Source organism: Enterobacter sp. K510, from assembly GCF_055804875.1.
In genome coordinates this window covers 36,543-55,036 of record NZ_JBNRLQ010000002.1, presented here as the reverse complement: position 1 = coordinate 55,036, position 18,494 = coordinate 36,543, and the positions used below count along the sequence as shown (strand labels likewise).

At 57.7% G+C, this 18,494-nt stretch carries 15 protein-coding genes and 1 tRNA gene; 10 read left to right on the top strand and 6 right to left on the bottom strand.

Annotation, left to right across the window (positions count from 1 at the left end; all coding sequences use genetic code 11):
• Positions 1-55: 55 nt before the first annotated feature.
• The 4 genes from ACQUTD_RS02775 to yejF are packed head-to-tail and all read left to right on the top strand — an operon-like array spanning position 56 to position 5,581.
• Positions 56-1,861: an ABC transporter substrate-binding protein gene (locus ACQUTD_RS02775; RefSeq protein ID WP_473273941.1), complete on the top strand. Its 1,806-nt coding sequence runs from the start codon at positions 56-58 to the stop codon at positions 1,859-1,861.
• A gap of 9 nt (positions 1,862-1,870) precedes the next feature.
• Positions 1,871-2,965 carry a microcin C ABC transporter permease YejB gene (locus ACQUTD_RS02770; RefSeq protein ID WP_473273609.1) on the top strand — a complete coding sequence of 365 codons (1,095 nt, stop codon included), beginning with the start codon at positions 1,871-1,873 and terminating at the stop codon, positions 2,963-2,965.
• Positions 2,965-3,990, top strand: coding sequence for a microcin C ABC transporter permease (locus tag ACQUTD_RS02765; RefSeq protein WP_473273607.1), 1,026 nt, complete (start codon positions 2,965-2,967; stop codon positions 3,988-3,990). Before ACQUTD_RS02770 ends, ACQUTD_RS02765 begins: the two co-directional genes overlap by 1 nt.
• A gap of 1 nt (position 3,991) precedes the next feature.
• Positions 3,992-5,581 (top strand): microcin C ABC transporter ATP-binding protein YejF, encoded by a 1,590-nt coding sequence (gene yejF / locus ACQUTD_RS02760; protein WP_473273604.1) that lies wholly within the window; start codon positions 3,992-3,994, stop codon positions 5,579-5,581.
• Between the two features lies 1 nt (position 5,582).
• Here the strand turns inward: yejF and ACQUTD_RS02755 are convergent, their stop codons facing one another.
• From ACQUTD_RS02755 to rsuA, 3 genes are all read right to left on the bottom strand, one after another.
• Positions 5,583-5,927 (bottom strand): YejG family protein, encoded by a 345-nt coding sequence (locus ACQUTD_RS02755; RefSeq protein ID WP_318372984.1) that lies wholly within the window; start codon positions 5,925-5,927, stop codon positions 5,583-5,585.
• A gap of 220 nt (positions 5,928-6,147) precedes the next feature.
• Positions 6,148-7,344 carry a Bcr/CflA family multidrug efflux MFS transporter gene (locus ACQUTD_RS02750; RefSeq protein ID WP_318362848.1) on the bottom strand — a complete coding sequence of 399 codons (1,197 nt, stop codon included), beginning with the start codon at positions 7,342-7,344 and terminating at the stop codon, positions 6,148-6,150.
• The gene (gene rsuA / locus ACQUTD_RS02745) at positions 7,345-8,067 is read right to left on the bottom strand and encodes a 16S rRNA pseudouridine(516) synthase RsuA (RefSeq protein WP_473273600.1); all 723 of its coding nucleotides are present in this window, start codon (positions 8,065-8,067) and stop codon (positions 7,345-7,347) included.
• A 155-nt stretch (positions 8,068-8,222) separates the two neighbouring features.
• Here rsuA and radD point away from each other — a divergent pair, with 155 nt between their 5' ends.
• Entirely contained in the window at positions 8,223-9,983 is a 1,761-nt protein-coding gene (gene radD / locus ACQUTD_RS02740; protein WP_473273939.1) for a DNA repair helicase RadD, read from the top strand.
• Positions 9,984-10,104: 121 nt separating this feature from the next.
• The gene (rplY, locus tag ACQUTD_RS02735; RefSeq protein WP_072569159.1) at positions 10,105-10,389 is read left to right on the top strand and encodes a 50S ribosomal protein L25; all 285 of its coding nucleotides are present in this window, start codon (positions 10,105-10,107) and stop codon (positions 10,387-10,389) included.
• Positions 10,390-10,442: 53 nt separating this feature from the next.
• Here the strand turns inward: rplY and yejK are convergent, their stop codons facing one another.
• Positions 10,443-11,450 (bottom strand): nucleoid-associated protein YejK, encoded by a 1,008-nt coding sequence (gene yejK, locus ACQUTD_RS02730; RefSeq protein ID WP_473273597.1) that lies wholly within the window; start codon positions 11,448-11,450, stop codon positions 10,443-10,445.
• 135 nt (positions 11,451-11,585) lie between these two features.
• On the opposite strand from yejK, the gene ACQUTD_RS02725 reads away from it, so the two are divergent.
• From ACQUTD_RS02725 to ACQUTD_RS02710, 4 genes are all read left to right on the top strand, one after another.
• A complete protein-coding gene (locus ACQUTD_RS02725) occupies positions 11,586-11,813 on the top strand; it encodes a YejL family protein (protein ID WP_072569491.1) in 228 nt (75 codons plus the stop codon).
• Between the two features lie 18 nt (positions 11,814-11,831).
• Complete coding sequence (gene yejM, locus ACQUTD_RS02720) at positions 11,832-13,592, top strand: LPS biosynthesis-modulating metalloenzyme YejM (RefSeq protein ID WP_072569161.1); 1,761 nt, start codon at positions 11,832-11,834, stop codon at positions 13,590-13,592.
• A gap of 75 nt (positions 13,593-13,667) precedes the next feature.
• Positions 13,668-13,744: transfer RNA gene (locus ACQUTD_RS02715), tRNA-Pro, on the top strand.
• A 334-nt stretch (positions 13,745-14,078) separates the two neighbouring features.
• Positions 14,079-15,326, top strand: coding sequence for a SulP family inorganic anion transporter (locus ACQUTD_RS02710; protein ID WP_473273594.1), 1,248 nt, complete (start codon positions 14,079-14,081; stop codon positions 15,324-15,326).
• Here the strand turns inward: ACQUTD_RS02710 and mgtE are convergent.
• Positions 15,289-16,725 (bottom strand): magnesium transporter, encoded by a 1,437-nt coding sequence (mgtE, locus tag ACQUTD_RS02705; protein ID WP_473273592.1) that lies wholly within the window; start codon positions 16,723-16,725, stop codon positions 15,289-15,291. The two genes, ACQUTD_RS02710 and mgtE, sit on opposite strands and share 38 nt — an antisense overlap.
• Positions 16,726-16,835: 110 nt before the next feature.
• Positions 16,836-18,479, bottom strand: coding sequence for a multidrug ABC transporter permease/ATP-binding protein (locus tag ACQUTD_RS02700; protein ID WP_473273590.1), 1,644 nt, complete (start codon positions 18,477-18,479; stop codon positions 16,836-16,838).
• Positions 18,480-18,494: the final 15 nt, after the last annotated feature.

Genomic DNA, 18,494 nt, shown 5'->3' with positions numbered 1-18,494 from the left:
GCCTGTACCTTATTATTCACCGGTCTTAGCGCTGGTAAAAGGAAGCCGCCCGATGATGTCTCTGCGCGTAATAATGATGCTGTTCGCCATGTTGAGCCTGACCGCTCAGGCACAGACCATAAAAGAGAGCTACGCCTTTTCGGTGATTGGCGAGCCGAAATACGCCGCGGATTTCAGCCATTTTGATTACGTCAATCCGGCAGCGCCGAAGGGCGGCAACATCACCCTGGCAGTGATCGGCACCTTTGATAACTTCAACCGCTACGCCCTGCGCGGTAATGCCGCGGTACGCACCGAGGCGCTGTATGACACCCTATTCACCACTTCGGACGATGAGCCGGGCAGTTACTACCCGCTGATCGCGGAGATGGCGCGCTACGCGGATGACTTTTCCTGGGCGGAGATCGCCATTAATCCAAAGGCCACCTTTCAGGACGGTACGCCCGTCAAAGCCAGCGACGTGGCCTTTTCCTTTCATAAATTCATGACCGAAGGCGTGCCGCAGTTTCGGCTGATTTACAAGGGCACCACGGTCAAAGCCATCGCGCCGCTGACCGTACGCATTGCGCTGGCCAAACCCGGTAAAGAAGATCTGCTGAGCCTGTTCAGCCTGCCGGTGATGCCAGAAAAATTCTGGAAAAACCATAAGCTCAGCGATCCCTTGTCCGTGCCGCCATTAGGCGGCGGGCCGTACCGCATCAGCCAGTGGCGTATGGGGCAGTATATCGCCTACACCCGCGTGCGGGATTACTGGGCGGCGGATCTGCCGGTCAATCGCGGACGCTGGAATTTCGATAATATTCGCTACGACTACTATCTGGACGATAACGTGGCTTTCGAAGCCTTCAAGGCCGGAGCGTTTGATTTCCGTCAGGAAGGGGATGCCAAAAACTGGGCAACGCGCTATACCGGCAAAAATTTCGCCAACCACTTTATTGTTAAGGACGAGCAGAAAAACGAATCGGCGCAGGATACGCGCTGGCTGGCGTTTAATAACCAGCGGCCGCTGTTTCAGGATCGCCGGGTTCGTGAAGCGCTGACGCTGGCTTTCGATTTTGAATGGATGAATAAGGCGCTGTTCTATAACGCCTATTCACGAACCAACAGCTATTTCCAGAATACGGAATACGCCGCCCGTGGCTATCCGGATGCCGCCGAGCTGACGCTGCTGGCGCCGATGAAAGCCGGACTGCCGCCGGAGGTGTTTACCTCCATCTACCAGCCGCCCGTCTCGCAGGGCAACGGCTTTGACCGCAATAATCTGCTGAAAGCAAGTCAACTGCTGGATGCGGCGGGCTGGGTGCTGAAGGGCAAACAGCGTGTGAATGTGAAGACCGGAAAACCCTTCATCTTCGAGTTGCTGCTGCCCGCCGGGAGCAACAATCTCTGGGTGATGCCCTTCCAGCATAATCTGGCGCGGCTTGGCGTAACGCTCAACGTACGCCAGGTGGATAACTCCCAGCTCACCAACCGTCTGCGCAGCCGTGATTTTGACATGATGCCGCGCACCTTGCAGGCACGGCCATGGCCGGATACCGATCTGCAAATTTCCTGGGGCTCGGCCTACCTGAATTCCACCTACAACACGCCGGGCGTCACCAGCCCGATTATCGATGCACTGCTTGAAAAAATCATTGCCGCTCAGGGCGATAAAGAAAAACTATTGCCGCTGGGCCGGGCGCTGGATCGGGTGCTGACGTGGAATTATTACATGCTGCCGATGTGGTTTATGGCATCCGATCGCCTCGCTTACTGGGATAAATTTTCCATGCCCGCGCAGCGCCCGGTCTATTCCATCGGGTTTGATACCTGGTGGTACGACGTCAACAAAGCGGCGAAACTGCCCGCTGCCAGACGTTAAGGAGAGGCTATGGGCGCTTATTTACTTCGTCGTTTACTGCTGCTGATCCCCACCCTGTGGGCGATCATCACCATTAACTTTTTCATCGTGCAGATCGCCCCCGGCGGCCCGGTGGATCAGGCGATTGCCGCTATTGAGTTTGGTCAGAAAGGGGCGATGCCCGGCAGCGGCGATGGCGGTATGGGCGCGTCCCATGCGCGCACCGGCGTGGGCAACATCGGCGAGGGCAACTATCGCGGCGGCCGCGGCCTGGATCCGGAAGTTATCGAAGAGATCACCAAACGCTACGGCTTCGACAAACCGCTGCATGAGCGCTATTTCACTATGCTGTGGAATTACCTGTGCTTTGATTTTGGCGACAGCCTGTTCCGCAGCGCCTCCGTGCTACAGCTCATCAAAGAGAGTATGCCGGTGTCGGTGACGCTCGGGCTTTGGGGCACGCTGATTATCTATCTGGTGTCCATTCCGCTCGGCATCCGCAAGGCGGTGCACAACGGCAGCCGCTTCGATACCTGGAGCAGTGCCTTTATTATAATCGGCTATGCGATCCCGGCCTTCCTGTTTGCCGTGCTGCTGATCGTGCTGTTTGCCGGCGGCAGCTATTACGATCTCTTCCCGCTGCGCGGGCTGGTGAGCGCTAACTTTGATACCCTGCCCTGGTATCAGAAAATCACCGATTACCTGTGGCACATCACGCTGCCGGTACTGGCGACGGTGATCGGCGGCTTTGCCGCCTTAACCATGCTGACCAAAAATTCCTTTCTTGATGAGATCCGTAAGCAGTACGTGGTCACCGCCCGCGCCAAAGGGGTGAGCGAGCGCAATATTCTGCATAAACACGTCTTTCGTAATGCGATGCTGCTGGTGATCGCCGGTTTCCCGGCCACCTTTATCAGCATGTTTTTTACCGGCTCGCTGCTGATTGAAGTGATGTTTTCGCTGAACGGCCTGGGGCTGCTCGGCTACGAAGCCACCGTCTCGCGGGATTATCCGGTGATGTTCGGCACGCTCTATATTTTCACCCTGATTGGCCTGCTGCTGAATATCCTCAGCGATATCAGCTATACGCTGGTGGATCCACGTATCGATTTTGAGGGTCGCTGATGCGTCAATTAAGCCTCGTTAACCAGGCCCGCTGGGCACGCTTTCGCCATAATCGTCGCGGCTACTGGTCCTTGTGGATTTTCCTTGTGCTGTTTTCCCTCAGCCTGTGCGCGGAGCTTATTGCCAACGATAAGCCGCTGCTGGTGCGCTATGAAGGCCAGTGGTACGCCCCGGTGCTGAAGGATTACAGCGAAACGGTATTCGGCGGGCAGTTCACCACCCCGGCGGATTATCAGGATCCCTGGCTGCAAAAGCAGCTGGATGACCACGCCTGGGTATTGTGGGCGCCGGTACGCTTCGGCGCGCGCAGCATTAATTTCGCCACCGACACGCCTTTCCCGTCGCCGCCGTCCGCACAGAACTGGCTGGGTACGGACGCCAACGGCAGCGACGTGCTGGCGCGCATTCTCTACGGCACGCGCATTTCCGTGCTCTTTGGCCTGATGCTGACGCTCTGCTCCAGCGTGATCGGCGTGATGGTCGGGGCGATCCAGGGCTATTACGGCGGCCGTATCGATCTCTTTGGCCAGCGGGTGATCGAGGTGTGGGCAGGAATGCCGACGCTGTTCTTGATCATTCTGCTCTCCAGCGTCATTCAGCCGGGCTTCTGGTGGCTGCTGGCGGTGACGGTGCTGTTCGGCTGGATGAGTCTGGTGGGGGTGGTGCGGGCAGAGTTTTTACGCACCCGTAATTTTGATTATATCCGCGCGGCGCAGGCGCTGGGGGTCAGCGATCGCAGCATTATCCTGCGCCATATGCTGCCCAACGCCATGGTCGCCGTGCTGACCTTTATCCCCTTTATTCTGTGCAGCTCCATCACCACCCTCACCTCGCTGGATTTTCTCGGCTTCGGCCTGCCGCTCGGCTCGCCGTCGCTGGGAGAGTTGCTGTTACAGGGCAAAAATAATCTTCAGGCCCCCTGGCTGGGCATCGCGGGCTTTTTATCGGTGGCGGTGCTGCTGTCGCTGTTGATTTTCATCGGCGAAGCGGTGCGCGACGCCTTCGATCCGAACAAGGCGGTGTAAGATGAGCGCTCCCCTGCTGGCGATAAATTCCCTGACGGTAGCCTTCCGCCATCAGCAACAGCTGCGCACCGTAGTCAGCGATCTGTCGCTGACTATCCATGCCGGTGAAACTCTGGCGCTGGTGGGCGAATCCGGCTCCGGCAAAAGCGTCACCGCGCTGTCGGTATTGCGGCTGCTGCCCGCGCCGCCGGTGGAATATCCCACGGGCGATATTCTGTTTAAAGGCGAATCGCTGCTGCATGCAAGCGAAAAAACCCTCCGCTCCGTGCGGGGCAATAAAATCGCGATGATTTTCCAGGAACCGATGGTCTCCCTTAACCCGCTGCATACGCTGGAAAAACAGCTGTATGAAGTGCTGTCCCTGCATCGCGGGATGCGACGTGAGGCGGCGCGCAGCGAAATGCTTGACTGCCTGGATCGCGTCGGCATCCGTAATGCCCGCTCCCGGCTGCACGATTTTCCGCATCAGCTTTCCGGCGGCGAGCGGCAGCGGGTGATGATCGCCATGGCGCTGCTGACCCGCCCGGAACTGCTGATCGCCGATGAGCCGACCACCGCGCTGGACGTTTCCGTTCAGGCGCAGATCCTGCAACTGCTGCGCGAGCTGCGTGATGAGCTGAACATGGGGCTGCTGTTCATCACCCATAACCTGAGCATTGTGAAAAAGCTGGCGGACAGCGTGGCGGTGATGCAAAACGGCCGCTGCGTGGAGCAGAACCGCGCAGCGGAACTGTTCGCCCGCCCGCAGCATCCTTATACGCAGCGGCTTCTGGACAGCGAACCGGTTGGCGATCCGGTGCCGCTCACCTCTGCCCTGCCGCCGCTGTTGCAGGTCAAAAATCTGAACGTCGCCTTTCCGGTACGCAGCGGCCTTTTCCGCCGCGTGACCGGGAAAAAACCGGTGGTCAACAACTTAAGCTTCAGCCTGCGGCCCGGCGAAACGCTTGGGCTGGTGGGCGAGTCCGGATCGGGAAAAAGCACCACCGGGCTGGCGCTGCTGCGGCTGATTGCCAGCGAAGGGCAAATTGAATTCGATCATCATCCGTTGCACCGCTGGGATCGCCGTCAAATGTTGCCGGTGCGTCACCGGATGCAGGTGGTGTTCCAGGATCCGAACTCCTCGCTGAATCCCCGGCTGGATGTGCAGCAGATCATCGAAGAAGGGTTACGGGTGCATCAGCCGGCCCTGTCGCGGGCGGAGCGGGAAGAACAGGTGAAAGCGGTGATGGTGGAAGTGGGTCTTGATCCCGATACCCGCCATCGCTATCCGGCGGAATTTTCCGGCGGCCAGCGGCAGCGTATCGCCATTGCCCGGGCGCTGATCTTAAAGCCTGAGCTGATCGTGCTGGATGAGCCGACGTCATCGCTGGATCGCACCGTGCAGGCGCAGATCCTCGCGCTGTTAAAATCCTTACAGGAAAAACACCGCCTGGCGTACATCTTTATCAGTCACGATCTGCGCGTGGTGCGCGCGCTCTGTCATCAGGTGGTGGTACTGCGGCAGGGCGAGGTGGTGGAACAGGGAGAGTGCGCGCAGGTGTTCAGCCAGCCGCAGCAGGCTTACACGCGCCAGCTGCTGTCGCTGAGCTAACTCAGAAAGGATTGTTGTTCGAGAACGGTTCGGCGATGGCGACGCCAAAGTTTTTCAGGCGGCAGGTGGCCGCAAACTCGTCCTGACGATTAACAAACAGGCAGGGCTCGCCTTCGCATTCCAGCACCGAGCAGTCCACTTCGATATCGTTTAACGCCTGGCTGAGCTTATGCATCACCGGCCACGCGCTATCGCCATCCGGGCTTAACAGTTTCAACGCGACCAGACAATTTTCGCCGCTCTGTCCATTGTGCGGAATCGGTTCAACCTGCGAACCTGCGCTTCCCGCCAGCCAGCGATAATTCTGCGGCAACCGGTGCACGATAGAGAGGTTTAATGTATTCACGTTATTTCCCTGAAAGCAAAATCTTCACAATTAATTTACATCTGTAACTACACAGGCTATATGTACCCGTTTATGAGATCTAACTCAACCTTTTTAACTACAACGGTGTGACTTTTTACACAAATACATTTTACATAAAAGAAACAAATCGGGGAAATACGATCGCGGGATCCGTTGATATGCATCAACGAAGGGGGCAGTTTTTGCCCCCTGGAAAGGATTAGACAGCGCGCTTTTTCGAGCGACTGGCGTAGAAATAGAAGAGTACAGAGCTGGCCGCGCAAAAGGCGATAGACCAGATCATCGGCCAGGCGCTGTTAAAGGTCGCCAGCGACAGTAACGCGCCGACAATGGCACCGATGCCGAAACGGAAGGTGCCCGCCAGCGACGAGGCCGTGCCCGCCATATGGGGAAATTCATCCAGGATCACCGCCATGGCGTTTGAGGCCACCAGCGACACGCAGCCGATAAAGGCCGCCACCCCTACCACCAGCGCCCAGAATCCGACGTCCAGCGCCGCGCACACTACCATCCATATCGCCATCGCCAGTTGAATGTACAGCCCGGCGCGGAACATATTGATCGCCCCGACCCGGCGCACGAAACGCCCATTAATGATGGTCATAATGAACAGGAAGACGATGTTCAGCGCGAAGTAATAGCCGAAATCCTGCGGCGAAACATGGTTGATCTCGATGTAGACAAAAGGCCCGGCGCTGAGGAAGGAGAACATCCCGGCGAAGCTGAAGCCGCTCGCCAGCATATAGCTCAGCACCCGCTTGTGGCGGAACAGCGTGGCGAAATTCCCGAGCGTGGTGCGAACGCGGAATTTTTGTCGCCGCTCCACCGGCAGCGTCTCTTTAATGAAAAAGAAGATCATCAGCGAGGCCAGCAGCGCGGCAATGGCGAGGATCCAGAAAATCGCATGCCAGCTCATCCACACCAGCACCGCCCCGCCGATCATCGGCGCCAGCAGCGGCGCGATGGTGGTCACCAGCATCACAAAGGACATCATCCGTGAGAACTCCTCTTTCGGATAAATATCCCGCATCAGGGCGTTGATCACCACGCTGGCAGCGGCCGCCGCCAGCCCGTGGAAGAAGCGCATGGTGATCAGCTGCTCAATGCTCTGCGCCAGCGCGCAGGCGACGGCGGCGGCGGCAAAAATCAGCGTCCCGCCGAGGATCACCGGCTTGCGCCCGATGCTGTCGGCCATCGGGCCATACAACAACTGCCCCAGCGCAAAACCCAGAATATAGGTGCTGAGCGTCATCTGCGCGCTGCCTGCCGGCACGGCGAACTGCTCTGCGATCACCGGCAGCGCGGGCAGATACATGTCGATGGAGAGCGGCATCAGCATGGCCAGCAGGCCAAGGATAAAGACGATACTCAGAGATGAGTTTTGCCTGGCGGTCACTCAGGACTCCTGGGAAAGTTCAGAAGGCATGCCAATGCTGGCAATCTCTTCGTCTGTTAACGGGCGGTATTCACCGGGGGCTAAATCATCGTCAAGGGCGATGGCGCCAATACGTTCCCGGTGCAGACCGACAACGTGGTTACCCACGGCGGCAAACATGCGTTTCACCTGATGGTAGCGCCCTTCGCTGATGGTCAGGCGCACCTCGGTCGGGGTAATCACTTCCAGCACCGCCGGTTTGGTGAGATCCTTTTCGTTATGCAACTGGACACCCTCCGCGAACTGTTCGGCGGTATCATCGCTGACCGGGGATTCGAGGGTAACCAGGTAAGTTTTTTCGCAGTGGTGACGCGGCGAGGTGATACGGTGCGACCACTGACCGTCATCGGTCATCAGCACCAGGCCGGTGGTATCTATATCCAGACGTCCGGCGGCATGCAGTTTGTGCGCCACCGGCTCGTCGAGGAAATAGAGCACCGTCGGATGATCGGGATCTTCGGTGGAACAGACGTAACCCTGGGGTTTATTGAGCATAAAATAGCGCGGGCCATTCTGCTGCGCCAGCGGGTTGCCGTCGAACGCCACTTCATGTTCGGGCAGCAGTTTAAACGCAGCCTGTCGCACAATTTCGCCGTCAATGGTGATACGGTTGCCGCGGATCTCACGCCCGGCAATAGCACGGCTTACGCCAAGCTGCTGAGCGATAAACTTATCAAGTCGCATGAAATTTAATTTGCCTGTAAAGGGTGCCGGAGTCGGGCTAACTGCCCGAAAAAAAGAAGCAATATTGCATGGCTAAGTATAACGGGCTGCGCGTATCGCTCAAGGGAAAAAAACCGTGGCATACTATTAGCCTGCTGATGAATATTAAAGAGACCATGACTTTTACACTCCGCCCCTACCAACGTGAAGCTGTCGACGCCACCCTCGCCCACTTTCGCCATCATCGTCACCCGGCAGTGATCGTCCTGCCCACCGGGGCCGGTAAAAGCCTGGTGATTGCCGAGCTTGCCCGGGTGGCGCGCGGACGTGTGCTGGTGCTGGCTCACGTCAAGGAGCTGGTGGCGCAGAACCACGCGAAATATCTGGCGTTAGGCCTTGAGGCGGACATCTACGCCGCCGGGCTGAAACGCAAAGAGAGCCACGGCAAAGTGGTGTTCGGCAGCGTGCAGTCGGTAGCGCGTAATCTCGACCATTTCCAGGGGGAGTTCTCGCTGCTGATTGTTGATGAATGTCACCGCATCAGCGATGACGATGACAGCCAGTACCAGCAGATCCTCGCACATCTCACGAAAGTGAATCCGCAACTGCGCCTGCTGGGGCTGACCGCCACGCCCTTTCGTCTGGGCAAGGGCTGGATCTATCAGTTTCATTATCACGGCATGGTGCGCGGCGATGAGAAAGCGCTGTTCCGCGACTGCATTTATGAGCTACCGCTGCGCTATATGATCAAGCATGGCTACCTGACGCCGCCGGAGCGGCTGGATATGCCGGTAGTACAGTATGATTTCAGCCGCTTACAGGTGCAGCGCAATGGCCTGTTCAGCGAGGCGGATCTCAATGGCGAGCTGAAAAAGCAGCAGCGCATTACGCCGCACATCATCAGCCAGATTGAGGAGTTCGCCGCCACCCGCAAAGGGGTGATGATTTTTGCCGCCACCGTTGAGCACGCCCGGGAGATCACCGGCCTGCTGCCGGCGAATGAGGCGGCGCTGATCACCGGTGAAACGCCGGGCAGCGAGCGCGATGCCCTGATTGAGGCGTTCAAAGCGCAGCAGTTTCGTTATCTGGTGAACGTCTCGGTACTGACCACCGGCTTTGACGCCCCGCATGTCGATTTGATCGCCATTCTGCGCCCGACCGAATCCGTCAGCCTGTATCAGCAGATCGTGGGCCGCGGCCTGCGGCTGGCTCCCGGTAAAACCGACTGCCTGATCCTGGATTACGCCGGTAACCCGCACGATCTCTTCGCGCCGGAAGTGGGCGCGCCAAAAGGTAAAAGTGATAACGTGCCGGTGCAGGTCTTCTGCCCGGACTGCGGTTTCGCCAACACCTTCTGGGGAAAAACCACCGCCGACGGCACCTTAATCGAGCATTTTGGCCGCCGCTGCCAGGGCTGGTTTGAAGACGACGAGGGTCATCGCGCCCAGTGCGACTACCGCTTCCGCTTTAAAAACTGCCCGCAGTGCAACGCAGAAAATGATATTGCCGCCCGCCGCTGCCGCGAGTGCGACACGGTGCTGGTGGATCCTGACGATATGCTGAAAGCCGCGCTGAAGCTGAAAGACGCGCTGGTGCTGCGCTGCAGCGGCATGGACTTACAGCACGGCGCGGATGAGAAAGGCCAGTGGCTGAAAATTACCTATTACGATGAGGACGGCGCGGACGTCAGCGAGCGCTTCCGTCTGCAAACGCCTGCCCAGCGCACGGCTTTCGAACAGCTTTTTATTCGGCCCCACACCCGCACGCCGGGCGTGCCGCTGCGCTGGATAGTCGCGGCGGATATCGTCGCGTCCCGCGCGCTGCTCAGGCACCCGGATTTTGTCGTCGCGCGCAAAAAAGGCCAGTTCTGGCAGGTACGTGAAAAGGTTTTCGGTTACGAAGGTCGCTTCCGGCGCGCCAATGAATTGCGCGGCTAGCGGCGCTTTTCGTTGAAGTCACATACGTTCGGGTATAGAATACCGCCCGCTTTACAACCGTAAAGCCGATCATCTGCCTGTTGCTGGGTCGCCTGTAACAGGATTAATTAGAGAGATTCAAATGTTTACTATTGAAGCACAAGCACGTAAAGAGCAGGGTAAGGGTGCGAGCCGCCGCCTGCGTACCGCTAACAAGTTCCCGGCAATCATCTACGGTGGCGCTGAAGCACCGATTGCTATCGAACTGGACCACGACAAAGTGATGAACATGCAGGCCAAAGAAGGTTTCTATGGCGAAGTTCTGACCCTGGTTGTTGACGGTAAAGAAGTAAAAGTTAAAGTTCAGGCTGTACAGCGTCACGCGTTCAAGCCGAAACTGACTCACATCGACTTCGTTCGCGCGTAATCGCCAACAGGTTGAATAAAAAACCCCGCTCCGGCGGGGTTTTTTTATGGCTGTTATTTGCCACCGCTCAGACGGCGCTGCAACTGGTCGCGCAGATTGGGCGGCGTGCCTTTAATGGTCAGCGTATCGGTGGCGGGATCCCAGAAAATACGCTCACCCAACAGCATGGCGTCGAAATTAATGGTCAAACCGCCGCCGCTGCCCGCGTATTTGGTCAGCTGACGCAGCGTACTGCGATCCGCCGGGAAGCTCTCTTCCAGCTCGTAGCCCTTTTCCGCGGTAAAGTCCTGGAAGCTGACCTCGCTGACGCCTGCCAGCTCTTTCGACAGGGATCCCAGTTCGATCTCCTCCCCGGCCTGTAACTGTTCGTTGCAGTAGCTGTACACCTGCTGACGCACACTCTGGCGCTCCGCTTTATCCAGATCCGCTTCAGCGGTAAAGTCGTCCACCGCCTGTAACAGCCCGCGGTTCTGCGCTTTGGCATTCAGACCTTCGCTGGCACCAAGGAAATCCATAAAGAAATCGGCAACTTTGCGCCCTACCCGCCCCTTCAGGAACGTCAGGTAGCGGGTCGATTCTGGCCTGGTTTCCCATTCGGTTAAATCTATGCGCGCCACGATGTCGGCATGGTTGATGTCGAGATAGTGCGTGGAGCTGATATCCAGCTCCTCATTCACCCGCATGCTGCTTAAATTATTCAGCACGGCAATGAGAAGATACTCTACCGCCAGATAGCGATAATGGCAGAACAGCACTATCCCGCCGTCAGCGAAGGGGTATTTTGACAGCTCATCCCGCAGACGGCCGGTTGCCGCACGGCTGAAAGCGAGAAAATCTTCGTCACCCTTGCGTTGCAGGCGCAGCGTTTGCGCCAGTTCGCTCTCTTCATTAAACAGGCCATAGGCTTTATTTTTGGCGCTGTAGACCCGGTGCAGCTCGGCCACCATGTCGTTGACGGTAGCCGTCGGTTCCAGCAATGAATCGCGTAACACCAGCTCAAGGGTTTGCTCATCGCGCTTGATAAGCTGGTGCAGGGCAATCTGGTTGATGTCCAGACTCATGATAAACTCTCCTTTTAGACCGGGCGGTATTCAACCACCGCCAGCACATCTGTGCAATAGCGGATAAAAATGCAGAAAAAAAGCTGTTGCTACGGTAATATGTTGCCCTTTCATGAACAAACTGATTCCGAATTTATGCCACAGATTTCCCGTTATAGTGATGAACACGTTGAACAACTGCTGAGTGAACTGGCAAACGTGCTGGAAAAACATAAGACGCCAACCGATCTTTCCCTGATGGTGCTGGGAAACATGGTGACCAATCTTATCAACACCAGCGTTGCGCCTGCCCAGCGTCAGGCTATCGCCCGCTCTTTTGCAGAGGCGTTGCAGTCGTCCGTTAACGACGATAACGCGCACTAAGGAACACGACGACATTTTATGGTGACTCATCGTCAGCGCTACCGTGAAAAAGTCTCCCAGATGGTCAGCTGGGGGCACTGGTTTGCCTTGTTCAACATTTTGTTGTCCATGGTTTTCGGCAGCCGCTATCTTTTTGTCGCCGACTGGCCGACCACGCTTGCCGGGCGGTTTTACTCCTACCTGAGCGTTGTCGGGCATTTCAGCTTTCTGGTGTTCGCCACCTATCTGCTGATCCTCTTTCCCCTGACCTTTGTCATTATGTCGCAGCGGCTGATGCGGCTGTTGTCCGCTATTCTGGCCACCGCCGGCATGACGCTGCTGTTGATCGACAGCGAAGTCTTTACCCGCTTCCACCTGCATTTGAATCCCATCGTCTGGGAGCTGGTGATCAACCCCGATCAAAACGAGATGGCCCGCGACTGGCAGCTGATGTTTATCAGCGTCCCGGTCATATTGCTGATCGAAATGCTCTTTGCAACCTGGAGCTGGCAGAAACTGCGCAGCCTGACGCGTCGTCGCCATTACGCCAGACCCGTCGCCGCCTTCTTCTTTGTGGCCTTTATCGCCACGCACGTGATGTACATCTGGGCGGATGCGAACTTCTATCGCCCGATCACCATGCAGCGCGCTAACCTGCCCCTCTCCTATCCGATGACGGCCCGCCGTTTTCTGGAAAAACACGGGCTGCTGGATGCGCAGGAGTATCAGCGTCGTCTGGTGGAACAGGGCAATCCGGAAGCGGTGTCGGTGCAGTATCCGTTAAGCGATCTGCATTACCGCAGCATGGGCGCGGGGCAGAACGTCCTGCTGATCACCGTCGATGGCCTCAACTATTCGCGTTATGAGAAACAGATGCCTGCGCTGGCGAGCTTCGCCCAGCAGAACGTGACCTTTACGCAGCATATGAGTACCGGCAACGGCACCGACAACGGTATCTTTGGCCTGTTCTATGGTATTTCGCCCGCCTATATGGACGGCGTGCTGTCGTCGCGTACGCCTGCGGCGCTGATCACCGCGCTGAATCAGCAGGGTTATCAGCTTGGCCTGTTCTCCTCCGATGGCTTCAGCAGCGCGCTGTATCGCCAGGCCCTGTTGTCGGACTTCTCGCTGCCGCCTGCGAAATCGCAGTCGGACAAACAGACCGCCGATCAGTGGATCGACTGGCTTGGCCGCTATGCCGCCGAAGACAACCGCTGGTTCTCCTGGGTGGCGCTTAACGGCACCACGCTGGATGAGACGCAGCAGCAGGGCTTTGCCCGCCGCTACGCCCGCGCCGCCGGTGATGTGGATGCGCAGATTGCGCGCGTGCTTAACGCCCTGCGTGATGCCGGTAAGCTGGACAATACGGTGGTGATTATTACCGCCGGACACGGCCAGCCGGTGGATAAAGCCGAGCAGACTTTTGACTGGTCGCGCACGAATCTGCACGTGCCGCTGGTGATCCACTGGCCGGGTACGCCTGCGCAGCGCATCAACCTGCTGACCGATCATAAAGATGTAATGACCACGCTGATGCAGCGGCTGTTGCAGGTGACCACGCCAGCGAACGAATACTCGCAGGGTCAGGATCTGTTTAACGCCAACCGTCGCCATAACTGGGTGACGGCAGCGGATGCCACCACGCTGGCGGTCACCACGTCCAGTATGACGCTGGTGCTGGATCATAACGGCACTTATGAAACCTATAACCTGCGCGGCGAGAAAATCCGCGATCAGAAACCGCAGCTCAGTTTGTTGCTGCAGGTGCTGACGGATGAAAAAAGGTTCATCGCTAACTGATTGATTAATTATAAATCAGTCAGCGTTACCCGGCTTGCAATCAGCCGCAAAACGGGTACTATTATCGCCACAGTTCGGCACGTAGCGCAGCCTGGTAGCGCACCGTCATGGGGTGTCGGGGGTCGGAGGTTCAAATCCTCTCGTGCCGACCAAAAATCCCGGAAAAACCAACCTTCGTGGTTGGTTTTTTTATATCAGCATTGTAGTTCATTCAGCCTCTTCCCTTATCTTTTCCCCTCATTAAAGTTTTCTATCCACAGCAGTGCTGAATGTATATATACCCTTCGGCCTGCGATTGAGACCGCTCTTTCACTCACGACATGTTATTTGCACAATAATAACCTGATAGTTACAAAGACAATGTTGCGACAATGATAATAAAACTGGCATCTGCCAGGCTGCGCGGCTACTATTTTGCGCTTTGCTAAACCGCATGGATGCCTGTTTGCCCGCACTGTATGCGGCGCGCCTAATCTGCGAAACCTTATGCCTGATCCAATATCATCTGTAACGGCCAGCCACGATGGCCGTGTAAATACTGTTCTTCGCTCTCCTTCGCTGCTGATGCGCGAAACCCTGGCCGGGGTGATCACGGCCCTTGCGCTGATCCCGGAAGTGATTTCGTTTTCAGTGATCGCCGGTGTGGATCCGAAAGTCAGCCTGATCGCCTCCGTGGTGCTGTGCCTGTCGATGTCGCTGCTCGGCGGACGTCCGGCAATGGTCACCGCGGCGGCGGGTTCCGTGGCGCTGGTGATCGGCCCGATGGTGCATCAGCATGGTGTGGAGTACATCCTGCCAGCGGTGCTGCTGGCCGGGCTTATCCAGATCCTCTTTGGCCTCGCGGGCATGGCGCGTCTGATGCGCTTTATTCCGCACAGCGTAATGACCGGCTTTGTTAACGCCCTCGGCATCCTGATTTTCTTCGCCCAGGTGCCGCACTTCTGGAGCCGGGAACCGCTGATCCTCGGGCTGTTCGGCCTGACGCTGCTGATCGTGCTGTGGTTGCCGCGCTGGGTGAAAAGTATCCCCTCCCCGCTGGTGGCCATTGTGCTGCTGACGCTGTTTACCGTGACCACCGGTCAGATTTTGCCGACCGTCGGCGATGAAGGCCCGATGCAGGGTGGTCTGCCGGGCTTCACGCAGTGGCTGGTGCCGTTCAATCTGCACACGCTGAGTATCATCTGGCCGTGCGCGCTGAGTATCGCCTTTGTCGGTCTGATGGAATCCCTGCTCACCGCCAAACTGGTGGACGATCTCACCGATACGCGCTCCAGCAAGCGTCGGGAAAGCGCCGGTCTGGGCGTCGCCAATATCCTTGCCGGCCTGTACGGCGGTATCGCGGGCTGCGCGATGATCGGTCAGACCATCGTAAATGTGGAAATGGGCAAAGGCCGTAGCCGCATCTCCACGGTGGCGGCGGGTCTGGTGCTGCTGCTGTTAGTCACCGCCCTCAGCGAGGTGATGGCAAAAATTCCCATGGCGGTGCTGGCGGGCATTATGGTGATTGTGGCGGTGAAAACCTTCAGCTGGCACAGCATCCGTCCGGCAGAGCTGAAACAGGCACCGGTGGCGGAAACCCTGGTGATGCTGGTGACGGTGGCCGCCACCGTCAGCACCGGTAATCTGGCGATTGGCGTGGCTGCCGGCGTGGCGCTGATGTTTGTGCTGCCAGGCCGCCGCCAGCGCGCCGCAGACGCTAAAGCAAAAACAGCGTCGCCAGACCCAGAAAAATAAAGAAGCCGCCGGTATCCGTCAGGGCAGTGATCATCACGCTGGAGCCGACCGCCGGGTCGCGCCCCAGCCTGACCATAATCATCGGGATCAACACCCCCATTAAGGCGGCCACCAGCAGATTCAGCACCATGGCGAGGGTCATCACCCCGCCAAGGGCCATATCACCGTACAACCACCAGGTGATGCCGCCCATGATCCCGCCCCACACCAGGCCGTTAATCAGCGCCACCCCCATCTCACGAAAAATCAGAAAGCGGAAGTTACCAGGGTGGATCTTTTGCAGCGCCAGCGCGCGCACGATCATGGTGATGGTCTGATTGCCGGTGTTACCGCCGATGCCAGCGACAATAGGCATCAGCGAGGCCAGCGCCACCAGCTGTGAAATGGTGTGCTCAAAGCCGTCGATCACCCTGGAAGCGATAAACGCAGTGCAGAGATTTATCGCCAGCCACGCCCAGCGGGTACGCACCGCTTTGCCTACCGGCGCGAAGACATCCTCTTCGGCGCTCAGACCGCCCATCAGACGCATATCGTTATCGGTTTCCTGATACACCACGTTCACGATCTCATCGATGGTCAGACGGCCCATCAGCGTGCCGGTGGTGTCCACCACCGCGGCGCTGAGCAGGTTGTCACGCTCAAAGGTACGGGCGGCATTTTCGGCGTCGTCTTCCGGCGAGAAGATCACCGGATCGCTTTCCATCACTTCACTGACCTTCACCGATCCGATATTGAGCAGGATGGTCTGCAACGGCAGCTCGCCCAGCAGCACGTTGTCCCGCCCGGTGACAAAGAGTTTGTCGGTGTTTTCCGGCATTTTGTCGAGACGGCGCAGAAAGCGCTGCACGGTGGCCAGCGTCACATCCGGGCGCACGGTGATAACGGCGAACTCCATGTTCGCGCCGACGCTGGTCTTCGGGTAGTGCATGACCTGATGCACCCGCGCGCGCTCCCCCGCCGGTAGCGAGGCGACCAGCCGTCCGGTCAGGTTACGCGGCAGGCGCTGAACAAGATAAATCTGCTCGTCGATGTCGAGGGTTTTCAGGGCATCGAGCAACGCTTTGTCGCTCATGCCCTCAATAAGGTCGTCCCAGACGTTTTCCGAGGCTTCCAGCAGCACTTCGCCGCGTTTGGTGTGGTCGATCAGCTGCCAGACCGCGTGACGGGCATCGGCGGGCAGCGCCTCCAGCGCATCCGCCAGATCCGGCGGCGGCAAATGCGCAACCAGCGCGCCCACTTCCGCCATATCTTCCGCCAGCGTGCCGACGTCATACTGTTCGGCGAGCGTCAGCTTGTTGAGTAAGGTGGAGGTGATCGCTTTATCGGTGGTGAGCAGCCAGATCAGGCGCGCTCGTTCTTCATCGCGCAACCGGGCGCTGTTGTTTGGTATGACTGACATAGGACATCCCTGCATTCATAATCATGATGACAGGGTAAAGCATAGCGGCAGGTAAGATAAATAAATGGAATGAATAAAAAAACCCGGCGCAACGAGCCGGGTTTTTTAGATCAGGCGGTACGGGACACCGCATCGCGTGAGGCGGCATCGCGCTCTGCGCCGGTCAGCTCTGACAGTTTGCCGTCCCGCATCTCCAGCAGACGATCGGCGTGAATAAAGTAGTGATCGTCATGGCTGATGGCGAAAATGGTTTTACCCATTTCTTTCATCAATGGCAGCAGCACCTGATAGAACTCGCGGCGGAAATGCGGATCCTGATCGGCGGCCCACTCATCCAGCAGAATGATGTCACGATCTTCCGCCAGCGCCAGCAGCAGGGCGACGCGCTTCTTCTGCCCTTTCGAAAGCTTGAGATTGAGGATTTTGCCGTCCTTCAGCTCCAGCTTGTGGGACATTTTCAGCTGATTAAGCCATTTGTCCACCAGCGCCGGATCGGCAGATTTGCCCTGCGGGCCAAGCAGTTGATCAAACAACCAGACATCGGTAAACACTGCCGAGAACAGCTGACGATAGTCTTCCGGTTTGTTTGCCGCCAGCGGCTTGCCGTCGATAAGGATTTCACCGGACACCGGCTGATACAGTCCGGTAAGCAGCATCGCCAGCGTCGATTTGCCGCTGCCGTTGCCGCCGATCAGAAATACCAGCTCGCCCCGGTGCAGCGTCAGATTCAGCGGGCCGACGGCAAAGGCGTTGTCCTGATAGGTAAAGGTGACATCGCGCATTTCAAGCGTCTGCCAGCCCTGTAGCGACACCGGACGCGGGAATTCTTCTTTATAAGGCGCGAGATCAAACTGGTTCAGCTTGTTGAACGCCACCTGCGCGCTGAGCAGCGTCGGCAGCGCGCCGACCGCCGACAGCAGCGGCGTGCGCAGGAACAGCACGGTAAGGGAGAAGATCGCCGCGACATTGGTATCCGCCCAGCCGAGGCTGTTCGCCATCCAGAACACCAGGCCAATCGCCCCCAGCATCATAATGTTTGACCAGTTCACCGCGCTCAGGTGGAAAGTGTCGGCGCGAATAATATGGTGGCGGTATTCCCGCGCATCCGGTAGATAGAGCTGGTTATAGATGTATTCGGCGCGTTCGCGGTTGAGGGTCAGTTCTTTACGCCCTTCCAGCACCGTCTGGTAATCGTTATGCAGTTTGTCTTCGGTTTCACGCAGCGTGGCGATATGTTTGTACACCCGCGCCACCAGCACAAATCCCACCCAAATGGTGATCGCCATCCATACCGCGGTGACCATCAGCATTTTACCGGACAGCCAGCCCATGTAAGCCGCGCAGCCGACGGTCAGAATAATGCCCTGCACCAGTTCCGGCAGACGGACAAAGGCGATGGTGATATTACGCACGTCGCTGGTCAGCCCCGCCAGCAGAGAGGCGCTGCCGAGCTGCTCAATACGCTCGACGTGAGTATCCAGAATACGCTTGATAAATTCACTGCGCAGACGGTAAACGAAATGGTGACCGAGGGTGGTCAGCGCCAGCTGGGAGCCGAGGGTAACCGCCATCAACAGGATCAGCAGCCCGAGGAATTCCGGTAGCACGGAGAGCGAAATATCAACGTTTTCAATCAGCCGCTGGTTGATAAAGGCAATCAGCCCGATACCCAGCGCGGCGCTGGCAAGGCTTAACGCCAGCACGGCAATAAAAGGCCAGCGATATTGTCGCCAGACGAGAAGAAGAAGTGGCATAAAAGCGATCCGCAC

Bases quoted from the DNA above. Each gene is read 5' to 3' on its own strand.
- ACQUTD_RS02775 (WP_473273941.1), top strand. From the start codon at position 56: ATGTCTCTGCGCGTAATAATGATGCTGTTCGCCATGTTGAGCCTGACC.
- ACQUTD_RS02770 (WP_473273609.1), top strand. From the start codon at position 1,871: ATGGGCGCTTATTTACTTCGTCGTTTACTGCTGCTGATCCCCACCCTG.
- ACQUTD_RS02765 (WP_473273607.1), top strand. From the start codon at position 2,965: ATGCGTCAATTAAGCCTCGTTAACCAGGCCCGCTGGGCACGCTTTCGC.
- yejF (WP_473273604.1), top strand. From the start codon at position 3,992: ATGAGCGCTCCCCTGCTGGCGATAAATTCCCTGACGGTAGCCTTCCGC.
- rsuA (WP_473273600.1), bottom strand. From the start codon at position 8,067: ATGCGACTTGATAAGTTTATCGCTCAGCAGCTTGGCGTAAGCCGTGCT.
- radD (WP_473273939.1), top strand. From the start codon at position 8,223: ATGACTTTTACACTCCGCCCCTACCAACGTGAAGCTGTCGACGCCACC.
- rplY (WP_072569159.1), top strand. From the start codon at position 10,105: ATGTTTACTATTGAAGCACAAGCACGTAAAGAGCAGGGTAAGGGTGCG.
- yejK (WP_473273597.1), bottom strand. From the start codon at position 11,450: ATGAGTCTGGACATCAACCAGATTGCCCTGCACCAGCTTATCAAGCGC.
- ACQUTD_RS02725 (WP_072569491.1), top strand. From the start codon at position 11,586: ATGCCACAGATTTCCCGTTATAGTGATGAACACGTTGAACAACTGCTG.
- yejM (WP_072569161.1), top strand. From the start codon at position 11,832: ATGGTGACTCATCGTCAGCGCTACCGTGAAAAAGTCTCCCAGATGGTC.
- ACQUTD_RS02710 (WP_473273594.1), top strand. From the start codon at position 14,079: ATGCCTGATCCAATATCATCTGTAACGGCCAGCCACGATGGCCGTGTA.
- mgtE (WP_473273592.1), bottom strand. From the start codon at position 16,725: ATGTCAGTCATACCAAACAACAGCGCCCGGTTGCGCGATGAAGAACGA.
- ACQUTD_RS02700 (WP_473273590.1), bottom strand. From the start codon at position 18,479: ATGCCACTTCTTCTTCTCGTCTGGCGACAATATCGCTGGCCTTTTATT.